At 62.6% G+C, this 15,252-nt stretch carries 12 protein-coding genes; 10 read left to right on the top strand and 2 right to left on the bottom strand.

Features of this window, described 5'->3' with window-relative positions; translation table 11 throughout:
- Nucleotides 1–108: 108 nt before the first annotated feature.
- The 3 genes from ACNAOU_RS10640 to ACNAOU_RS10650 are packed head-to-tail and all read left to right on the top strand — an operon-like array spanning nucleotide 109 to nucleotide 2,526.
- The gene (locus ACNAOU_RS10640; protein ID WP_052247177.1) at nucleotides 109–1,080 is read left to right on the top strand and encodes a hypothetical protein; all 972 of its coding nucleotides are present in this window, start codon (nucleotides 109–111) and stop codon (nucleotides 1,078–1,080) included.
- Nucleotides 1,077–1,961 (top strand): hypothetical protein, encoded by an 885-nt coding sequence (locus ACNAOU_RS10645; RefSeq protein WP_422758626.1) that lies wholly within the window; start codon nucleotides 1,077–1,079, stop codon nucleotides 1,959–1,961. Before ACNAOU_RS10640 ends, ACNAOU_RS10645 begins: the two co-directional genes overlap by 4 nt.
- A gap of 13 nt (nucleotides 1,962–1,974) precedes the next feature.
- Nucleotides 1,975–2,526: a dihydrofolate reductase family protein gene (locus ACNAOU_RS10650; RefSeq protein WP_064722103.1), complete on the top strand. Its 552-nt coding sequence runs from the start codon at nucleotides 1,975–1,977 to the stop codon at nucleotides 2,524–2,526.
- 25 nt (nucleotides 2,527–2,551) lie between these two features.
- Here the strand turns inward: ACNAOU_RS10650 and ACNAOU_RS10655 are convergent, their stop codons facing one another.
- Nucleotides 2,552–3,016, bottom strand: coding sequence for a hotdog fold thioesterase (locus tag ACNAOU_RS10655; RefSeq protein ID WP_026267138.1), 465 nt, complete (start codon nucleotides 3,014–3,016; stop codon nucleotides 2,552–2,554).
- 160 nt (nucleotides 3,017–3,176) lie between these two features.
- On the opposite strand from ACNAOU_RS10655, the gene polA reads away from it, so the two are divergent.
- The 4 genes from polA (at nucleotide 3,177) to rpsA (ending at nucleotide 9,875) form a co-directional block, all read left to right on the top strand.
- Nucleotides 3,177–5,819, top strand: coding sequence for a DNA polymerase I (gene polA, locus ACNAOU_RS10660; RefSeq protein ID WP_422758680.1), 2,643 nt, complete (start codon nucleotides 3,177–3,179; stop codon nucleotides 5,817–5,819).
- A 74-nt stretch (nucleotides 5,820–5,893) separates the two neighbouring features.
- Nucleotides 5,894–7,207 carry a GNAT family N-acetyltransferase gene (locus tag ACNAOU_RS10665; protein WP_189075599.1) on the top strand — a complete coding sequence of 438 codons (1,314 nt, stop codon included), beginning with the start codon at nucleotides 5,894–5,896 and terminating at the stop codon, nucleotides 7,205–7,207.
- 51 nt (nucleotides 7,208–7,258) lie between these two features.
- Nucleotides 7,259–8,215 (top strand): polysaccharide deacetylase family protein, encoded by a 957-nt coding sequence (locus ACNAOU_RS10670; protein WP_055975671.1) that lies wholly within the window; start codon nucleotides 7,259–7,261, stop codon nucleotides 8,213–8,215.
- 184 nt (nucleotides 8,216–8,399) lie between these two features.
- Entirely contained in the window at nucleotides 8,400–9,875 is a 1,476-nt protein-coding gene (gene rpsA, locus ACNAOU_RS10675) for a 30S ribosomal protein S1 (protein WP_011774756.1), read from the top strand.
- A gap of 97 nt (nucleotides 9,876–9,972) precedes the next feature.
- Here rpsA and ACNAOU_RS10680 read toward each other — a convergent pair whose 3' ends face one another.
- Complete coding sequence (locus ACNAOU_RS10680) at nucleotides 9,973–10,662, bottom strand: IMPACT family protein (RefSeq protein WP_018777537.1); 690 nt, start codon at nucleotides 10,660–10,662, stop codon at nucleotides 9,973–9,975.
- A 22-nt stretch (nucleotides 10,663–10,684) separates the two neighbouring features.
- Between ACNAOU_RS10680 and coaE the strand changes: the two genes are divergently transcribed.
- The 3 genes from coaE (at nucleotide 10,685) to ACNAOU_RS10695 (ending at nucleotide 15,248) form a co-directional block, all read left to right on the top strand.
- Nucleotides 10,685–11,923 carry a dephospho-CoA kinase gene (gene coaE / locus ACNAOU_RS10685; RefSeq protein ID WP_422758627.1) on the top strand — a complete coding sequence of 413 codons (1,239 nt, stop codon included), beginning with the start codon at nucleotides 10,685–10,687 and terminating at the stop codon, nucleotides 11,921–11,923.
- A 29-nt stretch (nucleotides 11,924–11,952) separates the two neighbouring features.
- Nucleotides 11,953–14,052 (top strand): excinuclease ABC subunit UvrB, encoded by a 2,100-nt coding sequence (gene uvrB / locus ACNAOU_RS10690; RefSeq protein WP_422758628.1) that lies wholly within the window; start codon nucleotides 11,953–11,955, stop codon nucleotides 14,050–14,052.
- Between the two features lie 167 nt (nucleotides 14,053–14,219).
- Nucleotides 14,220–15,248 (top strand): TerC family protein, encoded by a 1,029-nt coding sequence (locus ACNAOU_RS10695; RefSeq protein WP_018777540.1) that lies wholly within the window; start codon nucleotides 14,220–14,222, stop codon nucleotides 15,246–15,248.
- Nucleotides 15,249–15,252 lie beyond the last annotated feature (4 nt).

Raw genomic sequence — 15,252 nt, forward strand, 5'->3', positions numbered from 1 at the left:
AACTGCGGGTAGCAACTACTCTGGCAGCTTCGTCCATTCGGGAGAATAATCGGCAGTGTAGCCATGAATATGACTGCGTGTTCGTGATCCGGCAGATATGGGGCTGTCATGAAGTGCCAATCCCGAAGCCGCCCGGCAGGACTTGCCCTGGTCCCGGTCCTGCTGCTGGTCCTTTCAGCCTGCTTGCCGCCGTCCTCTGAAGGCCTTTCCCCGCAGCCGGGGTCCGGGGCGCGAACGGCCGCAACCTCCGGACAGGCCAGTCCAACGGCCGGCGATCCGACGGCGGCACAACCTGCCGGCCCTGCCGGTCCCGCAGCGCCGCAGGCAGACGCGCCCGTCGTGCGATGGATTCCCATAGGGCCAGTCGGGCCCAACGATCCCACCTCCGGTCAGCGATACCTCCTTCTGCAGCAATTCCAGTGCGACGCCCTGGACCGCAGCATCGAAGGGGCGGAGGACGCGGCCGTTTGGGTGGCCGGTGCCGCTGTCTGCCGCGCCGTGCTAAGCGGCAGCCGGGGGGACTGGGAAAGGGCGTCCAACGCGGTTTCGGCCATGCCGCGGATTCCACAGAGTCAGTGCCTGGAGTTCAGGGTTGCAGCCATGTCGGCCTCTTTGGTGGCCCAACGTCGCAGTAACCCTGATGCTGCCTTCAAGGTGGAACCGGGGCTGGGCGAGGCATGTCCGCGCCAGTTGCTGGGCTTGACGGTAGTGGACGAACAGCTCAGGCCGGTTCCGGGGACGCCCCGGGCCTCCGGCCCAAGTTCCGGCGGCACCATTGTCCGCCTCGACGGCTACTACGTCCGCGTTGGCGAGGTCATGTTCGACGGCGTTCCGGCAGACGTCGAATTCGTGGGGGACAGGGAAGACTACGGGACGCTCTACTTGCGGATGCCGCCCGCCCAAGGGCGGAAGTCAGTCCGGATATCGGTCACGGACACCGTGGATATCGCCGGTTCAGTGACGTTCTTCTACGACGACGCCGGAGTTACCCCGAGCCCTAAGGCAACCGGAGGAGGTCCATCTACCGCCACCGGGACCCCCACGGTGTCCGTTGAAGCAACCCCCACGGCCTCACCGTGAGCGAAGAAACGGCGACTCCAGACCGAAGCAACACCCGATGGCAACGGACCCTCGAGGTGCTCTCGGTCGTCGGTCCGCCGTTGACGGTTGTCACGGCATTGCTGGTCTATTTCGGATGGGCGCGCACCGATGCCCAGGCGAAGGCGATGGGCTTGGATGTCAGCCTGTTCGGCTACACGGTCCAGGACTTCATGCTGCGGAGTATCCAGTCGTTGTTCCAGCCCCTGGCGTGGTTGGTGGTCATCGCTTTGTTGTGGTTGATGTTGGACCGGGCAGTGGCACGCCTCCTCGAATTTCCCGGGCAGCGGAGGCGGGTGCAGTTGACCGCCACGGTAATTCTCTTCCTCGCTTTCGCCTATGCCGCCGTGATGTGGCTTGCGGTGACGGCGCGCCCTGAACAGACTGTCCTCTATGCGCCGTTCCTCATCGCGGCGGGGCTCGTTGTCGGCGCCTGGGGCCTGCGGGTCCGACGCCGGGCTGCCGGGCTGTCAGCGCAGGCCCCGCGCGCCGGCAACGGCGCCCTCGAAGGGTGGCTGGTATTTGTCCTGGTGACGCTCCTGCTGTTCTGGGGAACCTCCGACTACGCTCAGGCGCTGGGGCGGGGCGCCGCGGTGGACTACCAGGAGCGCTCCCACCTGCTGCCCACCGCCGTCGTTTACAGCAAGGAACGGTTGGCCGTTACTGTGCCTAACGTCAAGGAGGAGTCGGCCGGCTCAGAGGCGGCACCCCTGTACCGTTACACCGGCCTGCGCTTGCTGGTGGTCAGCGGCGGACGGATCTTCCTGCTGAACGACGGATGGTCGCTGGACCGCGGCAGGGTGGTGGTCCTGCCGGATAACGGGAGTGTCCGCGTGGAGTATGGGAACCCTGCTTCGGACTGACTAGTCTGGGGCCATGTCGACGTTCCAGTACTACGTAGCTTCCACCATCGACGGCTTCATCGCTTCGCCTGACGACGACCTCGGCTGGCTCCTGCAGTTCGACAGCGTCGACGAAGTCAACGAGGGCATTGGCTCGTTCATGGCCGGCGTTGGTTGCATCGCCATGGGCGGAGACACCTACAGGTGGCTCATTGAGCACGAACCCGGCACCTGGCCGTATCCGGACATCCCGTGCTGGGTATTCACCCACCACGAGTACTCCGCACCCGCGGGATCGGATATCACCTTCGTCCGCGGCGAGGTCAGCGAATTCGCTCCCGACCTGGTCAAGGCCGCCGACGGCAAGAACGTCTGGTTGGTCGGTGGAGGTGACTTGGTGGCCCAATTTGCCAACGCCGGACTGCTCGACGAAATGATTGTCACCATCGTGCCTGTGATACTGGGCGCCGGAAAGCCGCTGTTGCCGTTGAAGGGCCCGACGGCGCCACTCGAGTTGGTCTCGTCGAGGACGCTTGGTGGGGCTGCGGTGGAATTGCGCTACCGGCTGCAGCAATCCGCACGGTAATGGCGGGTTTCCGGCCCGAGCGGAATCAGTGGCGGTTGTCCCGGATCATGTTGGTGATGCGGGCTGTTGAGAGCCTCCGGCCTTTCTCGTCAGTGATGACGATTTCATGCGTGGCCAAAGTGCCGCCGAGGTGGATCGCGGTGCACGTGCCGGTGACGGTACCCGTTGCCACTGAACGGTGATGGGTTGCGCCCACTTCAATGCCGACGGCGTGGCGTCCCCTTCCGGCGTGCAACGATGCCGCAAAGGAGCCAAGGGTCTCCGCCAGCACAACGTGGGCTCCACCATGGAGAATGCCTGCTACCTGGGTGTTTCCCTCCACAGGCATGGTGGCCACCATCCGTTCCGCACTCATCTCCGTGAAACGGATACCCATTTTCACCACCAGGGTTCCCACGCCGTGCGCGGAAAGCCAATCGTGGAATTCTTCGGGCACCCCGGCCTCATTGAGTTGGTCGACAAAGCTGTTCGGCGTGAAATTGTCCATCATGCCAACTAGGCTGGCACCTGTGAGTGAAACAACCAAACCGGACCAGGTTCCAACGGCCCAAGCTGCTGCCATTGCAACAGCACCCGCCCCTTCTGCCACTGCTTCCAGCGTCTCCGCGGGGGAGGGCCGGCCAAGGTTGCTGGTCCTGGATGGCCACTCCATGGCGTTTAGGGCTTTCTACGCCCTTCCTGCCGAGAATTTCTCCACGGCCCGGGGTCAGTACACCAACGCGGTGCACGGTTTTACGTCCATGCTGATCAACTTGATCAAGGACCAGAAGCCCACGCATGTGGCTGTCGCTTTCGACGTTTCCGACGACACGACGTTCCGCAAGGCGGAGTACAGCGAGTACAAGGGCGGCCGAAACGCCACTCCGGCTGAGTTCGCCGGCCAGATAGGCCTCATTGCGCGGGTGATGGAGGCATGGGGCATCAAGACCATCGCCATGCCTGGATACGAGGCTGACGATGTCCTTGCGACGCTGGCCTCGCAGGCTGATGCTGCCGGTTTCGAGGTGCTGCTGGTTTCCGGTGACCGGGACGCCTTCCAGCTCATCAACGACAACGTTTTTGTGCTTTATCCGAAGCAGGGTGTCAGCAACATTCCCAAGATGGACGCGGCCGCCATCGAGGAGAAGTACTTCGTTAAGCCCGGGTTGTACTCCGACCTCGCCGCGCTTGTCGGCGAATCCGCCGACAACCTGCCCGGCGTTCCGGGCGTTGGCCCCAAGACTGCGGCCAAGTGGATCAACCTCTATGGCGGCCTGGAAGGCATCCTGGAGAACCTTGATTCCATTGGAGGCAAGGTGGGCGGCGCGCTCAAGGAGAACCTGGAAAACGTCAAGCGCAACCGCAGGCTGAACCAGTTGCTCACGGACCTGGAGCTGCCCATCACTTTGGAGGATCTCCACGAACCGCGTCCTGACCGGCAGGCCATCGAAGAGCTTTTTGAAGAGCTCGAATTCCGGACCCTCCGCACGCGCCTTTTCGACCTCTATGGTGACGACACAACGGGGGCTGCTCCGGACACCATCGATGCCCCCGAGTTCGACTCACTCACGGATGCTTCCGGGCTGGAAGCCTTTTTCACCGCCGGATCCGGCATGCGTTCGGCCTTGGCTGTGCAGATGGTCCCCGGCCGGGTGGGCGAGGACGCCAGTGCCTTGGCCGTCGTCCGCGCCAACGGTGCAGCCTTCATTGAACTGACGGGCCTGGACGCCGAGGCCGAGGGAGTGTTGGCCCGCTGGCTGCGCGACCCCGAAGAAGCCAAAGTACTGCACGAGTTCAAGGCGGCACTCAAGGCCCTGCACAACCGTGGCCTCGGCCTGGAAGGGGTCGTGGATGACACCTCCATCTCCGGGTACCTCATCCAGCCCGACCGCCGCAGCTACGACCTCGCCGAACTCGCACAGGTCCATCTCAAAATCTCCCTGGCCACGGCCGCTTCCCAGTCCGGACAGCTGGAACTCGACCTCTCCGGTGATACGGACCAGGCTGCCGCTGCCGCGCTCGTCCAGCATGCCGCCGTCGTGCACGCGCTCAGCAAGCACTTCGAAAAGGAGCTTGCAGACCGCAAAGCCGACGCCCTGCTGACCACGCTGGAACTTCCAGTGGCGCGCGTCCTGGCCCAAATGGAACTGACGGGCATCTTCGTCTCCACGGACCGCATGGATGAACAGCTGGCGGACCTCACCAAGGTGATCCAGACCGCCCAGGAACAGGCGTTTGCGGCTATCGGGCACGAGGTGAACCTCGGTTCGCCCAAGCAGCTGCAGACAGTCCTTTTCGAGGAACTGGGCCTGCCCAAGACCAAGAAGATCAAGTCCGGCTACACCACGGACGCTGCCTCCCTCAAGGCTCTGCTTGAAAAGACCGGCCACGAGTTCCTGGTCCAGCTCATGGCGCACCGAGAGTCGTCCAAGCTGGCACAGATGGTGGAGACGCTGAAGAAGTCCGTCGCTGACGATGGGCGAATCCACACCACCTACGCGCAGAACATCGCCGCCACCGGCCGTATCTCGTCCAACAACCCGAATCTGCAGAACATCCCGGTCCGCAGCGAAGAGGGGCGCCGGGTCCGCGGTATTTTCGTGGTGAGCGAAGGTTACGAGTGCTTGCTGTCCGCTGACTATTCGCAGATCGAAATGCGGATCATGGCCCACCTTTCGGGCGATGAGGCACTGATCCAGGCGTACCGGGACGGCGAAGACCTTCACCGCTTTGTGGGCTCCCGGATCTTCAACGTCGCGCCGGCAGAAGTCACCAGCGCCATGCGCTCCAAGGTCAAGGCAATGTCGTACGGGCTGGCCTACGGCCTCACCTCCTTCGGCCTGTCCAAGCAATTGGAGATTTCCGTCGATGAGGCCCGGACGCTCATGAAGGACTACTTTGACCGCTTCGGTGGTGTCCGGGACTACCTGAGGGGCGTCGTGGACCAGGCCAGGACCGACGGCTACACCGCCACCATCGAAGGCCGCCGCCGCTACCTGCCGGATCTGACCAGCACCAACCGCCAGGCCAGGGAAGCAGCAGAGCGGATCGCCTTGAACTCGCCGATCCAGGGCTCCGCTGCCGACCTCATCAAGCGGGCCATGCTGGGGGTATCGGCCGAGCTCGCCAGCCAGGGCCTGAAGTCCCGCATGCTGCTGCAGGTCCACGACGAACTCGTCCTGGAAGTAGCCCCAGGGGAGCGCGAAGCCGTGGAGAAACTGGTCATCGAACAAATGGGCTCTGCCGCGGACCTGTCAGTTCCGCTCGATGTCCAGATCGGCGTCGGATCAAGCTGGTACGAGGCCGGACACTAGCTTTCGAGTAACCGCTTGAGGGCGCGCCGCCGTGGTGGTGGCGCGCCCTCAGGCGTCTGGCTAGGCTCGAAGGCGTGGCTGATCCCAATGAAAGAAACTCCGAAAAGTACTCTGTCCAACGATTCCCTGTTGTCGCCGACAAGACTGACGAAGGCTACAGCCGTTGCACCACCTGGGTGCAGGCCGTCTCGCACGGCTTCCACCAGGAGCGGCGGGACGACGAATACCTGGCCAAAACCCTGGCTGCCTACCGGACCGACAAGCGCGAGCTGACCGGTGTCTATGTCAACGCGGACGTTCCCGATCATTCGCTCGGCGCGGATGTCCCGGTGGCCACCTATGCCACCATGCGCAAATCTCTCAACATCGGCTACGGGCGCCAGCTGGAGTCCAACCTGATTACTGCCGTAACCGTCCGTGGAACCCACAGGCGCAACGGAATCCTCCGCGGCATGATCACTGCCGACCTGCAAGGCGCCAAGGACGACGGCCTCGCCATGGCGGCGCTCACGGCCTCCGAAGGTTCCATTTACGGACGATTCGGCTTTGGTGTGGCCACTTTTGAACGCAGCATCAAAGTCGACACCGGTCCGCGATTCCGGCTCAAGGGACAGCCTGAAGGCGTGGTCGAAGTCGCCGATCCTTCAGTCCTCCTGGACGTTGCGCCAGAGGTCTTTGAGCGGGTCCAGCGGCTTTCTCCGGGTTCGGTCGACAGGCAGGAGTACTACCGCTTGGTGGCATCCGGTTCAATCGGCCATGACGGCAAGCCCGATGCCTCCGTGCGTTGCGCCTTGCATTACGACCCCTCCGGAACATTGGATGGCTACGTTTCCTACCGCTTCAAGGGCTGGGACCACAAGCCGTACACCATGGAAATCGTGGACCTCGTTGCCGCAACCAACGCCGGCTACCGCGACTTGTGGCGCTTCCTGGGCAGCATCGACCTCATCGACGAAGTCACGTGGGCCGAGGCCCCCGTGGATGATCCGCTGGCATGGGCGCTCGAGGACCAGAGGTGCATTGAGGCATCCGAAGTCCGTGACATGCTGTGGCTCAGGATCCTGGATACCCAGGCCGCTTTGGAGGCCCGGAAGTTCCCTGCAGCCGGCCGCCTGGTTATTGAGGTCACCGACTCCTTGGGCTTGGCGGGCGGCACCTGGCTTCTGGAATCCGACGGCGGTGCTGCCCCCGTCGTCAAGGATGCTTCGGGTGAGACGCCGGACCTCAGCATGGACGCCGCAGGCCTCGCCTCCATTTACCTGGGTGCGGTATCGCCGGTGACGTTGGCAGCCGCCGGCCGCATCCGCGAGAACACCCCGGGTGCCGCGTTCCTGGCCCAGCAGTTGTTCACAGTGGAACGTTCCGCTCACTGTCTGACACACTTCTAGGCAGTACCACTTCACTACAACCACATAGTTACGACGTCAGTAAGGACATCCATGGGGGATTCCAAGCGGCGGCCATTGGCTGGCCGGCGATCAGTGCTGCTTGGAATGGCAGGTTTGGCAACTGCTGTCCTGGCAGGATGTGCAGACAGCGGGACCGGGTCCTTGCCGGGCGCTCCTGAAAAGGATGTGGCAACGGAGCAATTGCGGCCAACCGGTCCCGCTACGCCGCCTCCGTCCGTCTCTGCCAAGTCGAGCGAACAGGCTGCAGCCGCCCTCGCGCAGCCGACCATGAAGACCCCGGCGGTGCCGGACAAACAAAAAATCCTTGCTGAGTTTGCAGGCAGGCAGCCCAAGGAATGGGGACTGCATGTCACCGGAGTCGTCAACGACTCTCCGGCCAAGCAAGTGGCCTTGACGTTCGATGCGTGCGGCGGGCCGGGGGGTTCAGGGTGCGACCATGAACTGCTGCGGACCCTGCGCAAGCTCCACGTACCCGCCACACTCTTCGTCAACAGCCGCTGGATCCAGGCCAATCCCGGACTTTCCGCGGAGCTGGCAGCGGACCCGCTGTTCGAACTGGCCAACCACGGGACATCACACCTTCCGTTGTCGGTCAGCGGCAAGTCAGCCTATGGGATCACCGGAACGGCCACAGCGTCCGCGGCGTACGACGAACTCATGGGCAACCAGGCAATCATGCAGGACACTTTCGGGAAGTCCCCGCGGTTCTTCCGTCCGGGAACGGCCTTTTACGACGACGTCACGGCGGCCATGACGCGCAGGCTCGGCATGCTGCCGGTCAACTTTACTGTCAACGGCGACGGCGGCGCTACCTTTCCGGCGGCCACCGTCGCCACCGAGGTGGGCCGGGTCGGGCCCGGAGACATTGTCATTTCGCACTTCAATAAGCCGGCGGGAGCAACAGCGGAAGGCTATGGGCGCGCCTTGCCGCGGTTGCTGGACAAGGGTATTTCCTTCGCGCGGCTCGGGGATGTCCTGAAGCCATGACACCGCTTTTGACCCTGCTTTGCCAATACGACTAGAATAAACGGGCGTGTACTACGTGCATGCATCCATTTTGTACTAATCCACAAATCAGGATGACCCGGCGCTTTGCCGTGTTCTGCCGTCCGGACCCGGGCGGCAGCGGTTTGCCTGACCGACTAACTATCCACAACGGAGCCCCTACTACATGACCATCACCTCCACCGAGAAGCCCGGTACCCCCGTAGTCGCCATTAACGACATCGGTACCGCTGAGGACTTCCTCGCAGCTGTCGACGCCACCATCAAGTACTTCAACGACGGAGACCTCGTCGAAGGTACCGTCGTCAAGGTCGACCGCGACGAAGTTCTGCTCGACATCGGTTACAAGACCGAAGGTGTCATCCCTTCCCGCGAGCTTTCCATCAAGCACGATGTTGATCCCGGTGACGTTGTCGCCGTTGGCGATCAGGTCGAAGCTTTGGTTCTCACCAAGGAAGACAAAGAAGGCCGTCTGATCCTCTCCAAGAAGCGTGCTCAGTACGAGCGTGCCTGGGGCGACATCGAGAAGGTCAAGGAAGAAGACGGCGTCGTTACCGGTACCGTCATCGAGGTTGTCAAGGGTGGCCTCATCCTGGACATCGGCCTGCGCGGCTTCCTGCCCGCATCCCTCGTCGAGATGCGTCGCGTCCGCGACCTCGCTCCGTACATCGGTCAGCAGATCGAAGCCAAGATCATCGAGCTCGACAAGAACCGCAACAACGTTGTTCTGTCCCGCCGTGCATGGCTCGAGCAGACCCAGTCCGAGGTTCGCTCCACGTTCCTCAACAAGCTGGAAAAGGGCCAGGTTCGTCCGGGCGTTGTTTCCTCCATCGTCAACTTCGGTGCATTCGTGGACCTTGGCGGCGTAGACGGCCTCGTTCACGTTTCCGAGCTGTCCTGGAAGCACATCGACCACCCGTCCGAGGTTGTCGAGGTTGGCCAGGAAGTCACCGTCGAGGTCCTCGAAGTGGATCTGGACCGCGAGCGTGTCTCCCTGTCGCTCAAGGCTACGCAGGAAGATCCGTGGCAGACCTTCGCCCGCACCCACGCCCTCGGCCAGGTTGTTCCGGGTAAGGTCACCAAGCTGGTTCCGTTCGGTGCGTTCGTTCGCGTCGAAGACGGCATCGAAGGCCTCGTCCACATCTCCGAGCTGGCTGTCCGCCACGTGGAGCTCGCCGAGCAGGTTGTCTCCGTTGGCGACGAACTGTTCGTCAAGGTCATCGACATCGACCTCGAGCGTCGTCGTATCTCCCTCTCCCTCAAGCAGGCCAACGAGGGCGTGGACGCTGACAGCACCGAGTTCGATCCCGCTCTGTACGGCATGGCCGCTGAGTACGACGAAGAGGGCAACTACAAGTACCCTGAGGGCTTCGACCCCGAGTCGAACGAATGGCTCGAAGGCTACGAGACCCAGCGCGCCGCTTGGGAGCAGCAGTACGCTGACGCCCAGACCCGTTGGGAAGCCCACAAGAAGCAGGTTGCCCAGCACGCTGCCGACGACGCTGCTGCTGCAACGTCCGGTGAGAGCGATTCCGGCACCACCAGCTACTCCTCGGAGCCGGCTGCTGCTGAGTCCAACGCTGGCACCCTGGCGTCCGACGAAGCACTCGCCGCACTGCGCGAGAAGCTGACCGGCAACTAATTCCGCCGCCCTCACGGGATGTGCTGAATAGCCAAAGAAGGACCCCTGCCTCCGGGCAGGGGTCCTTCTGTTTTGCGGTCAATCTGTTGGCGCATCCTTAAGCCGGAACGTCAATCCATTCGGTACCCTCGGGACGGAGGAGTGAGCTGCCTGCGGTCAGTGCCGCCACCCGGGCGTGGGCATCGCCGATCTCAGTGGCTGAGTCCTCCAGCGCTATGCGCAGGACCGCATGCCGTGCTTCATACGCGGTTTCAGCCATGACATATCCGGCATTCCGGAGTTCGTTCTCCAAACGCCCGGCTTCGGCATGGGCGACCTCTACGGCGCAGAGCCGCAGACGCCGTCGCTGAACCAGGGGAGCCAGGTCCAGGGCCGTCGAGACCGATTCCGAATAGGCACGGACCAGCCCGCCCGCCCCCAGCAGAATTCCGCCGAAATAGCGTACGACGACGGCAGCGACGTCGCTGAGGTCGGTCACCCCGGGCGCCGACTCACGTTTGATAAGGGCTTCGAGCATCGGTATGCCCGCGGTACCGGAGGGTTCGCCGTCGTCGTTCGATCGCTGGATCATCCGGTCCGGTCCGATGACGAACGCCGAGCAGTGGTGGCGGGCGTCGTGGAACTCGCGCCGTAGCCCGGCCACCAACGCGCGGGCGGAATCCTCATCCGGCACCCTGCGGAGCACGGTGATGAAACGCGACCGCCGGATTTCCAGTTCGTGGCGGAAGTCGGGCCCTGCCCGGAGCGTCGTGTACCGGGTCGCACGGCTTTCTTCCTCAATTTCCACCGCTTCAGTCTAGTGTTGAGGGGTGCTGAAAATCGGACTGACGGGCGGCATCGCCTCAGGCAAATCGTTGGTGGCATCCAGGCTCCGGGAGCTGGGGGCACTGCTCATAGACGCGGATGTTATCGCCCGGCAAGTAGTGGAACCCGGGACACCGGGGCTGGAACAGGTTGTTGAAGCCTTCGGTCCTGGCATCCTGGATCACGACGGCGGGCTCGACCGGCCGGAGCTGGGTTCCATCGTGTTCCGGGAACCGGCTCAGCGCGAAATCCTGAACGCCATCGTCCACCCGCTCGTCCGCAAGTCCGCGGCCGCCATCATGAACAGCGCCGGTGCGGGTGACATCGTGGTGCAGGACATTCCTCTGCTGGTGGAAACCGGACAAGGCAGCACCTTCCACCTGGTGCTGGTAGTGGATGCGCCTGATGAGCTGCGTGTCCAACGGATGGTGGAGCTTCGAGGCATGACGCCGGAGGACGCGCGTTCCCGCATGGCCGCGCAGGCCTCCAGGGCGGAGCGCCAAGCTGCAGCCGACGTCATCCTGGACAATTCCGGCAGTCGGGAGGATCTACTTGCCGCGGTTGATGCACTGTGGGAGCGGCGTCTGGTGCCTTTTGCGGAAAACATCAAGCGTGGTGTCCGCGCGCCCCGGACCGATGGCCCCGTCCTTGTTGCCTCGAATGGGGAATGGGCACGGCAGGCCGAACGGCTGGCAGCCCGCGTCGCCCTGGCCGCTCCGGATGCGATTCTGGCCGTTGACCATATCGGCTCAACCTCTGTGCCGGGCCTGGCCGCGAAGGATGTCATCGACCTTCAACTGACGGTGCGCGATCTCGAGACGGCCGACCGGGTCTCGCCCCTGCTTGGCGCAGCCGGATTCCCAGCAGTGCAGCACGTTCGCGGGGACACTCCAAAGCCCTCCCACCCTTCTCCGGAATCCTGGCAAAAGCGGTTCCATGCCAACGCCGATCCCGGCCGGGCTGTGAATCTTCACGTTCGGAAGGCTGGATCGCCCGGCTGGTATTACGCCCTGTTGTTCCGGGACTGGCTGCGCGCCGACCCTGCAGCCCGCGCTGAGTATGAGGCCCACAAACGCGGCTTGGCCGGGGCCCATGCGGGGGACAAGGACAGTGCAGCCTATGCCGAAGCCAAAGAGCCGTGGTTCACTGACGTGGCGTGGCCGCAGATGGAGGAGTGGGCCAAACGCACCGGCTGGGCACCGCCGTCGTATTCATCTTCCGCTGAGCGCAAACGCGGACAGTAGCTGTCCGGGGTCGGGGGTAGATTTGATGTATGAGCCTTGCCCAGGAAATCAACCGTGTCGTCGCACCCTTTGAAGTTGTCAGTGAGTATAAGCCCGCAGGCGACCAGCCATCCGCCATCGCAGAGTTGACCGAACGCATCAACAACGGTGAGAAGGACGTAGTCCTCCTTGGTGCCACGGGTACGGGCAAGAGCGCCACCACGGCATGGCTCATCGAGCAGGTCCAGCGGCCTACCTTGGTGATGGTGCAGAACAAGACCCTGGCGGCGCAGCTGGCCAACGAGTTCCGGGAGCTCCTGCCGAACAACGCGGTTGAGTACTTCGTTTCGTATTACGACTACTACCAGCCGGAAGCGTATGTGGCCCAGACGGACACCTTCATCGAGAAGGACTCGTCCATCAACGAGGAAGTCGAACGGCTGCGCCACTCTGCCACCAACGCATTGCTGACCCGCCGCGATGTCATCGTGGTGGCAACCGTTTCCTGCATCTACGGCTTGGGCACGCCCGAAGAGTACATCGCCGGGATGGTGACACTCCGGAAGGGAGCGGAAATGAACCGCGACCATCTCCTGCGGAAGTTTGTCTCCATGCAGTACGCCCGCAACGACATGGACTTTCACCGGGGAACCTTCCGGGTCCGTGGCGATACCGTGGAAATCATTCCCATGTACGAGGAACTCGCCATCAGGATTGAGTTCTTCGGCGATGAGATCGAGAACATCCAGACGCTCCATCCGCTGACTGGCGAGGTCATCCGGGAGGAGGAAGAGATGTACGTCTTCCCGGCCTCGCACTACGTGGCCGGTCCCGAACGGATGGCGCGGGCCATCAAGCGGATTGAAGACGAACTGGCGGACCGCCTGAAGGTCCTCGAAGCCCAGAACAAGCTGGTGGAAGCCCAGCGACTCCGCATGCGGACCACCTATGACCTTGAAATGATGCAGCAGATGGGGTTCTGCAACGGCATCGAGAACTACTCGGTGCACATCGACGGCCGCGAGCCCGGCACGGCACCTCACTGCCTCCTGGACTACTTCCCGGATGACTTCCTGCTGGTGGTCGATGAATCGCACGTGACCATTCCGCAGATCGGCGCCATGTACGAAGGCGACATGTCCCGGAAGCGAAACCTCGTGGACTTCGGCTTCCGGTTGCCCTCTGCCATGGATAACCGGCCCCTGAAATGGGACGAATTCCTTGAGCGCATCGGCCAGACGGTCTACCTCTCGGCCACTCCCGGAAAGTACGAGCTCGGCAAGGCCGATGGCTATGTGCAGCAGATTATCCGACCCACGGGCCTCATCGACCCCGAGGTGGTGGTCAAACCCACCAAGGGCCAGATCGACGACCTGCTGGGGGAGATCCGAATCCGCACGGAGAAGAACGAGCGCGTTCTTGTGACCACCTTGACCAAGCGGATGGCCGAGGACCTGACCGATTACCTTGTGGGACACGGCATCAAGGTGGAGTACCTGCACTCGGACGTCGACACCTTGAGGCGTGTGGAGCTGCTCCGGGAACTGCGCATGGGTGTCTTCGATGTCCTGGTGGGCATCAACCTGCTCCGGGAAGGCCTTGACCTTCCGGAGGTCTCCTTGGTGAGTATCCTCGACGCCGATAAGGAAGGCTTCCTGCGTTCCTCCACGTCGCTGATCCAGACCATCGGCCGTGCCGCCCGTAACGTGTCAGGCCAGGTCCACATGTACGCCGACCGGATCACAGACTCCATGGCGCACGCGATTGATGAGACCAACCGGCGCCGCGCCATCCAGGTCAAGTACAACACTGAGCACGGCATCGACCCGCAGCCCTTGCGCAAAAAAATCGCTGACATCACCGACCAGTTGGCCAAGGAAGACGCAGATACCCAGGAGCTGCTCAACAACAACCGGCTGGCCAAGGGCGGCAAACGCGGTAAGACGTCCGCGAAGGGCGCCGCAACTGTCCGGCAGGACGGCCTTGCAGCAGCGCCGGCGGAGGATTTGGTGGGCCTCATCGAACAGCTCACGGAACAAATGCATGGTGCCGCCGCCGAACTCCAGTTCGAGGTCGCAGCAAGGATCCGTGACGAAGTCAAGGAGTTGAAGCGCGAATTACGCCAGATGCAGTCCGCCGGTCACGCCTAGGGTAAGGTTTAAGCCACGTAGGGGAGTATCCCAAGCGCTAGGTTCGTCAGCACGCAAGGCATGGTTGCCTCGCCGGGCCTAGCGGGTCGCCATGTCAGAGCATCAAACGCTCCAAGGCGGCCGGAGAGACTTACACCGTTTTCCCGTACCCTGCGAAAGGCCCTTTAATGGAGCTCCCTGTCTGGTTCGAGGTCGGCTCGTTTGTCGTCCTCGGAATTATCCTCGCTGTCGACCTGCTGTTGGTCGTCAAGCGCCCCCACGAACCCTCGATGAAGGAAGCCGGCCTGTGGGTCGCTTTCTACGTGGCCTTGGCCATGGTGTTCGCCGGAGCCATGTTCTACTTCACGGGCCCCGAGTACGGAAGCCAGTTCATTGCGGGCTGGGTGACTGAATACAGCCTCAGCATCGACAACCTGTTCGTGTTCATCATCATCATGGCCCGGTTCGCTGTGCCCCGTAAGTACCAGCAGGAAGTGCTGATGGTGGGCATCATCATCGCCTTGGTGCTCCGAGGTATCTTCATCGCCCTGGGCGCCGTGGTGATCGAACAGTTCAGCTGGGTGTTCTACATCTTCGGCGCTTTCCTTCTGTGGACCGCCTGGAAGCAAGCCAAGGACTCCGGTGAGGATGAGGAAGAAGGGGCCGAGAACCCCTTGATTGCCCGCCTTCGCAGGGTGCTTCCCATGTCCGAGAAGTTCGACGGCGGCAAGTTGCGGACCACTGTCAACGGCAAGAAGGTCTTCACCCCCATGCTGATCGTCTTCGTGACCATCGGCCTGACCGACCTCTTGTTCGCCGTGGACTCCATCCCCGCGATCTTCGGCCTGACCCAAAGTGCATTCATCGTTTTCACAGCCAACATTTTCGCGTTGATGGGCCTTCGTCAGCTCTACTTCCTGTTGGGCGGACTCATGACCCGCTTGGTCTATCTGAAGCACGCCTTGTCGGTAATCCTGGCGTTCATCGGCGTCAAGCTTGTCCTGCACGCCATGCATGTCAACGAACTTCCCTTCATCAACGGCGGCCACCACATCGAGTGGGCTCCGGAGATCCCTACGTACGTGTCGCTGGCGGTCATCGTCGGTACCATCGTCGTGGCCGTAGTGGCCAGCCTTCTCAGCCCCGCAGCACGCCAGGCCAAGATTGATGCCCGGCTTGAGGAAGACGCACGAAAGAGCTTGAGCGAAGCAGAGTAACTTC

Origin of the sequence: Paenarthrobacter sp. C1, from assembly GCF_049315185.1 — a bacterium.
Lineage (GTDB): Bacteria > Actinomycetota > Actinomycetes > Actinomycetales > Micrococcaceae > Arthrobacter > Arthrobacter nicotinovorans.